Source organism: Arthrobacter sp. TmT3-37 (genome assembly GCF_054510835.1).
Window position 1 is genome coordinate 130,676 of sequence record NZ_JBTNDU010000009.1, and the last position, 7,500, is coordinate 138,175.

At 64.9% G+C, this 7,500-nt stretch carries 5 protein-coding genes; 4 read left to right on the forward strand and 1 reads right to left on the reverse strand.

Annotated elements, in window-relative coordinates; genetic code table 11:
• Positions 1–54 precede the first annotated feature (54 nt).
• The 4 genes from ACX80U_RS12685 (at position 55) to ACX80U_RS12700 (ending at position 6,334) form a co-directional block, all read left to right on the forward strand.
• A complete protein-coding gene (locus ACX80U_RS12685) occupies positions 55–1,680 on the forward strand; it encodes a glycosyltransferase family protein (protein ID WP_459268707.1) in 1,626 nt (541 codons plus the stop codon).
• Positions 1,661–2,959 carry a UDP-N-acetyl-D-mannosamine dehydrogenase gene (wecC, locus tag ACX80U_RS12690; protein ID WP_459268708.1) on the forward strand — a complete coding sequence of 433 codons (1,299 nt, stop codon included), beginning with the start codon at positions 1,661–1,663 and terminating at the stop codon, positions 2,957–2,959. The genes ACX80U_RS12685 and wecC overlap by 20 nt, the downstream gene beginning before the upstream one ends.
• A gap of 145 nt (positions 2,960–3,104) precedes the next feature.
• On the forward strand, positions 3,105–4,805 hold the full coding sequence (locus ACX80U_RS12695) for a glycosyltransferase (RefSeq protein WP_459268709.1): 1,701 nt from the start codon (positions 3,105–3,107) through the stop codon (positions 4,803–4,805).
• 50 nt (positions 4,806–4,855) lie between these two features.
• Entirely contained in the window at positions 4,856–6,334 is a 1,479-nt protein-coding gene (locus ACX80U_RS12700; RefSeq protein WP_459268710.1) for a glycosyltransferase, read from the forward strand.
• A gap of 84 nt (positions 6,335–6,418) precedes the next feature.
• On the opposite strand, the gene ACX80U_RS12705 is transcribed toward ACX80U_RS12700, so the two are convergent.
• Positions 6,419–7,500: endonuclease/exonuclease/phosphatase family protein (locus ACX80U_RS12705; RefSeq protein WP_459268711.1), on the reverse strand; the 1,082-nt coding region annotated here is incomplete at its 5' end.

The window sequence follows — 7,500 nt, forward strand, 5'->3', positions numbered from 1 at the left end:
GGGGTCATTCTCGACGAGTTCTCGTCATTTGCCTTCGGGTACGAGTGGACCCTGGTGCCCCTCGACCCGCGCCGCTGGCAAGAGCAGTGCGAGGCCGAACGCCTGGACTTCATCTTCGTCGAGTCCGCCTGGTCCGGCAATGACAGGCTATGGCGGGGCAAGCTGGGTGGTGCGGACGGTCCGGCTCCCGAGTTCCGTGACCTCATGGCCTGGTGCCGGGCGCACGGGCTGCCCACGGTGTTCTGGAACAAGGAGGACCCGCCCCATTATGCGGACTTCCTGGCCGCGGCGAAGCTCGCCTACTGGGTCTTCACGTCGGACGAGGGGCGCGTGGCCTCCTACCGCCAGGACCTTGGTCACGAGCGCGTAGCAGTGCTGCCTTTCGCCGCGCAGCCTGCCGTCCACAATCCCGTCCGCCCCGTGCACGGGCGGCACTCGAGGGACGTCGCCTTCGCCGGTATGTACTTCGCCCACAAGTACCCCGAGCGGAGGGATCAGCTGCAGCTCCTGCTGGGCGGGGCGATGGACGCTTCGCCGGGCATGAAGCACGGGTTGGAGATCTTCTCCCGGTTGCTCGACGGCGGTGCCGAGTACCAGTTCCCCGCACCGCTCGACGCCCGGGTGGTGGGAAGCCTCCGCTATGACCAGATGCTGACGGCCTACAAGGCCTACAAGGTGTTCCTCAACGCGAACTCGGTGGTGGACTCGCCGAGCATGTGCGCCAGGCGTATCTTCGAGATCTCGGCGTCCGGCACGCCTGTGATCTCGGCGCCCAGTGCTGCCATCCCCGAATTCTTCGCTGCAGGGGAGGTCCCGGTTGCAGGCACACGCCTCGAAGCAGCACACCTGGTGCGCGCCCTTGTCCGCAACCCCGAACTCAATGACCGCACGGCTCACCTGGCACAGCGGCGTGTCTGGACCGGCCACACCTACGCCCACCGTGCCGAACGCGTCGTCGCGGCAGTGGCGCCCGCCAGCAGTCGGCCCGTGGACCGCCCCACGCTGTCGGCCCTCGTGCCCACGATCCGCCGGGGACAGCTGGAGCACATCTGCCGGACGATCGGCAGCCAGATCGGCGTGCAGGCCCAGCTGGTACTCCTTGCCCATGGCATTCCGCTTCCCGAGCAGGAGGTCCGTGCCATGGCCCGGGCGCACGGAATCGCAGATGTCGTGTTCCTCGCCGAATCGTCCGACACCAGCCTCGGCGCGTGCCTCAACCGCTGCGCCGAAGCGGCGGACGGGCAGGTGCTCGCGAAGATGGACGACGACGACCACTACGGTCCGCAGTACCTCAGCGACCAACTGTTCGCGCTGGAGTATTCAGGGGCGGATGTGGTCGGCAAGCAGGCCCACTACATGCACCTCACCACGTCCGATGCCGTGATCCTGCGGTCGGGGGAGCGGGAGCACCGCTTCAGCGACTTCGTCATGGGCCCCACCATCGTGGCGCGCGCCGAACTCATGCGGGACAATCCCTTCCCCGATCTTCGACGCGGAGAGGACACGGCGTTCCTGCGGAACGCGTCAGCCGGCGGCGGGACCATCTACTCGGCCGACCGGTTCAACTACGTCCAGGTGCGCAACGGGTCGGGCCATACCTGGCAGATCGGTGATGCCGAGCTGCTCGCGACGGGCGATCTCAAGTTCTACGGAAGGCCATATGAGCACGTTGATATCTGAGCGGACGTCCGGCGCCCCTGAGCGGGCCGACGTCGTCGTCGTTGGTTTGGGCTATATCGGGCTGCCCACGGCAGCAGTTCTCGCCACCACGGGCTTGTCCGTGGTCGGGGTGGACGTCAACCAGGAAACGGTCGACGCCGTGAACAACGGCATCGTCCCCTTCGTGGAGCCCGACCTCGGTGTGCATGTGGCCGGTGCCGTGAGCCAGGGAGCGCTCAGTGCCGCCACGAAGACTCCGCCGGCCGGTGCCTACATCGTCGCTGTCCCGACTCCGTTCATGCCGGACAAGAGCGCGGACCTGTCCTACGTCCGTGCGGCCGCGGAAGGGATAGCTCCACAGCTCGAGGGCGGAGAGCTGGTCATCCTCGAATCGACCTCCCCTCCAGGTACCACCCAGCGCCTCGGTGACTACCTCCTCGAGCTACGGCCCGATCTCAGCCTCGACGGGGTGGACGGCAAACCCGTAGTGCATCTGGCGCACTGTCCGGAACGGGTGCTCCCCGGCCGGATCATGATCGAGATCGTCACCAACGACCGCGTGGTCGGTGGGCTGACTCCGCACGCAGCCGAGGCTGCCCGGCAGCTCTACCAGACGTTCTGCCAGGGCGAGATCCACATCACGGATGCGGCGACGGCCGAGATGAGCAAGCTGGTGGAGAACGCCTACCGGGACGTGAACATCGCATTCGCCAACGAGTTGAGCATCATCAGCGAGAACCTGAGCATCGATGTCTGGGAGCTCATCCGTCTCGCGAACCATCATCCGCGTGTCAACATCCTCAGCCCGGGCCCGGGTGTCGGCGGGCACTGCATCGCCGTCGACCCCTGGTTCATCGTCGCCGCGGACCCGGAGAACTCGACGCTGATCCGCACGGCGCGCGAAGTCAACGACAGCAAGCCGGGGCACATCGTGAACAGGATCCTTGCTGGGATCGAGGGCCTGGCCGAACCGGTCGTCGCCTGCCTCGGACTTGCCTTCAAGGCGAATATCGACGACATCCGGGAGTCTCCGGCTGTGGAGATCGTGCAGCGCGTCGCGGCTGCCGCACCACATGCTCGCCTTTTGGTGGCAACTCCGTTGAGGGACAGGCGGAACCTTCCTTCGGTCGTCTCCGGGATCGCCAACGTGGAGTGGTGTGAGATGCAGGACGGCGTCGATGCCGCCGATGTCGTGGCTCTGCTGGTGGACCACGATCGGTTCCGGGAGATTCCAGCCGAAAGTCTCGAGGGCAAGGTAATCGTTGATACACGAGGATTCTGGGGGAAGAAACATGTCTGAGTCAGCAGATGGAGTGCACACGGCGACGGTCTTGCCGGCGGGTCGGCACTTTGCGGTCACCTGGAGCCTACCGACGGAGTTCGCAGGGCGGACCAACGCGATGCTCCACAGGTCGCGCGCATTCGCCGAGTTCGGCGGACGGCCCGTGGATATCCTCACCTTCGACGATTTCCGTGATTATGCGGATATCCGGTCCCAGCTGTCGAGGGAGGGTTTTCTCTCGGACGGCACGTCGGTGCTGAATTTGTGGGAGGACCTGCCGACGATGGCGAAGGGACTCGACGGCCCAGAGGCGGGTCAGGACTTCGTCGATTTCGCACCGCTTGCGACATGGTCGGGACCTGTCACGGACCTCGACGGCCCCCACCCCCGCCGCGCCCGGTACGCGATCGACGGCACCTTGCTGCAGGTCGATCATTTCCGTACGGACGGATCGCTGCTTCTCTCGGATCGCCACGACGCCCATGAGCATGGAGCCCATGGCGGGCGTTCCCTCATTCTTTGCGACGACGACGGCCGGCCACTCAGGCGCTACGGCTCGTCGTGGGGCCTGTATCGCGCCTGGCTGGAGTTTCTCGTCGGGGATGCTCCTGCCTGGTTCGTCATCGACAACAAGAACACGGCGCGCTTCATGGCCACCTTCAGGCGCGAGAACGCGGTGTTGTTCTATGTCGTCCACGAGTCCCATCTGGTATCGCACGCCGATGGGTTCGCGTCCGAGCTGACTCCATCGGCACAGGAGGTGTTCCCTCACCTGGACCGTTTCGACGGTGTCGTCTTCCTGACGGAGCATCAGGCCGCGGATGTCCACCAGCGCTACGGGGACATCGGCAATTCGTTCGTTCTACCGAACAGCCGGAGCATCGACGCGGGGGCTGATCCCAGCGAACGGCGCACACCCGGTCGTGGTATCCAGGCGGCAACCCTGAGTCGCCGGAAGCGCGTCGACCACTCGATCCGGGCAATCCACCGCGTCCGCTCATCCTCCGACCTCCCGGTACAGCTGGATGCCTTCGGGGATGGCTCCCAGCGCGAAGCTCTCGAGGGTCTCATCAGCGAATTGAGTGTCGGAGATATCGTGCGACTGCGCGGACACAGCAAGAAGGTCCGCTCGGAATTCCAGACCGCGTCCTTCTCCCTCCTGACGAGCACGTCCGAGGCAATGGCGCTCGTGCTTGTGGAGTCCATGGCGGCCGGATGCATTCCGATCACGTACGACATTCCCTACGGTCCGGCAGCCGTCATCGACTCCGGTGTGAACGGCTTCATCGTGGAGCAGGGAAACGTCGAAAAGCTGGCTGACTGCATCGCATCTTTCCTGGCCCTGCCCGAGGACGAGCAACTCGCCCTGCGCGTCGCTGCCTTGGAGCGGGCTCAGGACTTCTCGGATTCCTCGGTCGTCTCGAGATGGGCCGAGGTGATGGGGGAGGTATGGGAACGCAAACATCGGACGCCAGTCGCCTTCACTGTTGCCATCCCTTCCTCCGATTACTGCGTCCGATCCGGTGGGCGGCTGCGGATCGAAGTCCTGGCGCAGGTGGCATCCCACGACACCGCTCTTCCGGAGGCGCCAACCTTCTTCTGTACGATGCGGGCACGCCAGCAGCAGGACTTCTTCCGGGTCGAGGCGAGCGAAGCCGTCATGACCGCGGAGGGGGCATACCGCCTACAGTTCGACTTCGATCCGGCCGCGACTCGATCCCTCCGACCCAGTACGGTCGACTTCACGCTGGAATCACGCTGTGCCGGCAGCCGTGCCACGACGAGGGTGCCGCTGCACGGCGACCCCGTGTCACTCCAGGTCTATGCCACCCGCCACGGCAGTATGAGCATGGTTCTCAGCTAGGCACTGGCGGCAGCGCAGATAAGATCCAACACGAAAGGCACTACACTCCTATGCTGCACTCCGGCGCGGTTCCTGGCCAGCACGTCCTGCCCGATGGGTACCACTGCGCGGTCACCTGGGGCATACCCTTCGATTACGGAGGCATGACCAGTGCGATGCTCCGTCGGTCGAGAGCCTTCGTCACGGAGGGCGGGCAGCACGTCGACGTGCTCACGTTCGATTATCAGCCGGACTATCCGGACATCGCCTGCGAACTTGAGGCGGGCGGGGCGATGATCCCAGGCATGCGGCTTCGCAACCTCTGGGACGAACTCCGGTCCCTGCCGGACACGACACTTGGATCCGCCCGGTCAGCGCCGCGCGTGAAAGGCGAGTACCAGCCTGTCGCTCCTGGCGAGGGCGAGGCCAAACTCTTCGCAGGAGAGCTGCGGAGGCGGGTACGGTATGACGCGACGGGCGCCGTCGTCCTCCAGATCGACTATTTCAGGGAGGACGGGTCGGTGTACGTGTCCGACCGCCGGGATCTTGCCGAATTCGGCACGGAGGGGGGCCGTCTTGTCACCCTGTGCGACAGCAACGGGCTTCAAGTGGCCTCCTGGAACCAGATGTGGCCCCTGTACCTCTTTTGGCTGGATGTCGTGGTCGCCGGTCGGGAGACCTTCATGATCGTCGACAGCAAGTCGACGGCCAACTTCATCACGCGCTACCGCAGGCCCAACGTCATCACCATGCATCTGGTCCACAACTCGCACATGGCTGCCGGCCAGCTGCCGCCGCACGGGGAACTGAGCCGTGTCCGTCGATACACCTTTGAGCGCCTGTCCTCCTTCGACGCGGTGATCTTCCTGACAGCCGCGCAGAAGCAGGATGTCAATGACGTGTATGGCGCCCCGGCTTCTACCGGCGTGGTGCCGAACAGCACCGAACTCGTGCCGTTCGATCCCGCTCAAGAGCGGGACTCCGGCGTCGGCGTCATGCTTGCGAGCCTGAACGGACGGAAGCGCGTGCAACACGCCATCAAGGCGATGCGGACGGCGAGGGACTCGGGGACCGACTGCAGTCTCACGATCTTCGGTGACGGGCCCGACCGCGGCCGGTTGGAGCAACTCGTCGACGAGTCGGGCCTGGCGTCCTCGGTTCACCTGCCGGGCTTCAGTGAGACTGCACGGCGCAACCTGTGGTCCGCATCGTTCACGTTGCTGACGAGTACCACGGAGGGACTGCCTCTGGTCCTGCTGGAGGCGATGAGCGGAGGCTGCCTTCCCATTGCCTACGACATCCCCTACGGTCCGGCGGATCTCATCGAGGATGGAGTCAACGGATTCCTGGTTCCACCGGGCGATGTGGAGGCCGTGGCGCAGCGTATTACGAGGATCGCAACGTCGTCATCCGATGAATTGCGCGCTATGCGCGAAGCAGCGCGCGGTACGGCTGAACGCTTCTCGGATTCTGAGGTCACCGCCCGGTGGGGCCGTGAGATGCACCTTGCCGTGGACCGCAAGCTCGAGGAGAGCGAAGGCGTCTCCTGAGCTCACCCAGCGCACGGACGATCGGACGAGAACGGCGCACCCTCCTTGCAGGAGGATGCGCCGTTCTCGCGGGCCGACGTGGTGTCAGGGCAGTCCGACGTCCACCCGGATCATGTTGTGATCCGAGGGAATGACGCCGACGAAGTTCCCGTACGCGTCGACGTTCACAACCGTCTCCCATTCGGCAACCCTCATCTTCGAGGTGAAGATGTAGTCGAGGTACGTACCGTTTCCGTAGTCGTTCCGTGCGTTGGCCAGGCGCTTGAAGGCGTTGAAGCTGTCGTAGAACGTCCCGATGCGCGATTCGACCGTTGCGCCGGAACTCGGCTGGTCCGTCGCGTACGTATTACCCAAGGGGTCCACGTAGCCCGCTGCCGTGAGGACGTCGTAGGGCACGTTCGCCGGATCGGTCCACTTGTGCGAGTTCAGGTCCCCGGTGATGAGAACGGGAAGGTTCTCCGGATTCCTCAGCCCGATCTCAGCGAGAACGCTCTTGGTCTGCTGGTCGCGGAGTGACTGGTAGTCGGCTCCACCTCCGGGCTGCAGGTGGGCGTTGGCGACGAAGAACTTCTTTCCGGTGGATTTCTGCCGGAAAATCCCCCACGCGACGTAGCGGCCGTTGTCCTCGCCGGAGAGTGACGGCAGGGCGCGTGAGCCTTCGGTGATCAGATCGACTGTGTTGGGGTTGAAGAGCAACTTGGTGCCCTGCGAAGCCCCCTGGTACTGGTAGATACAGTTCGTCGGCGTCGTGTGGTTCACGCAGTTGTTCCGCTTGGTGTTGGTCAGCTTGTAGGGAGCGCCGCTGGCGACCAGGCGCTCGGCAAGGTCCTCGAACTGCGAGACGCCGCCGGGTCGGGGGTCGTCCTTCAGCCAGCCCTGCGAGGCCTCCTGGACGCCCAGCACATCGGGGAGTTGATTCTTGATGCTCGAAACCACAGCGCTCCGACGATCTGCCCACGGGAGCTCGTTCGGATCGCCGGCGAAGCAGTTTGCACACTTCACGTTGTAGCTGGCAACCCGGAGCGGATTGGTGACGGGCGCCAGCACGGTCCGCTCGGTGGTTTTGGCGGTGATGGCGCTGGAGTAGGGGCTGAGGCTGGTGGTGCCGTCGGCGGAGATGGCGGAGACCCGGAAGTAGTAGGTGGTGTTCGGGGTCAGGCCGCGGA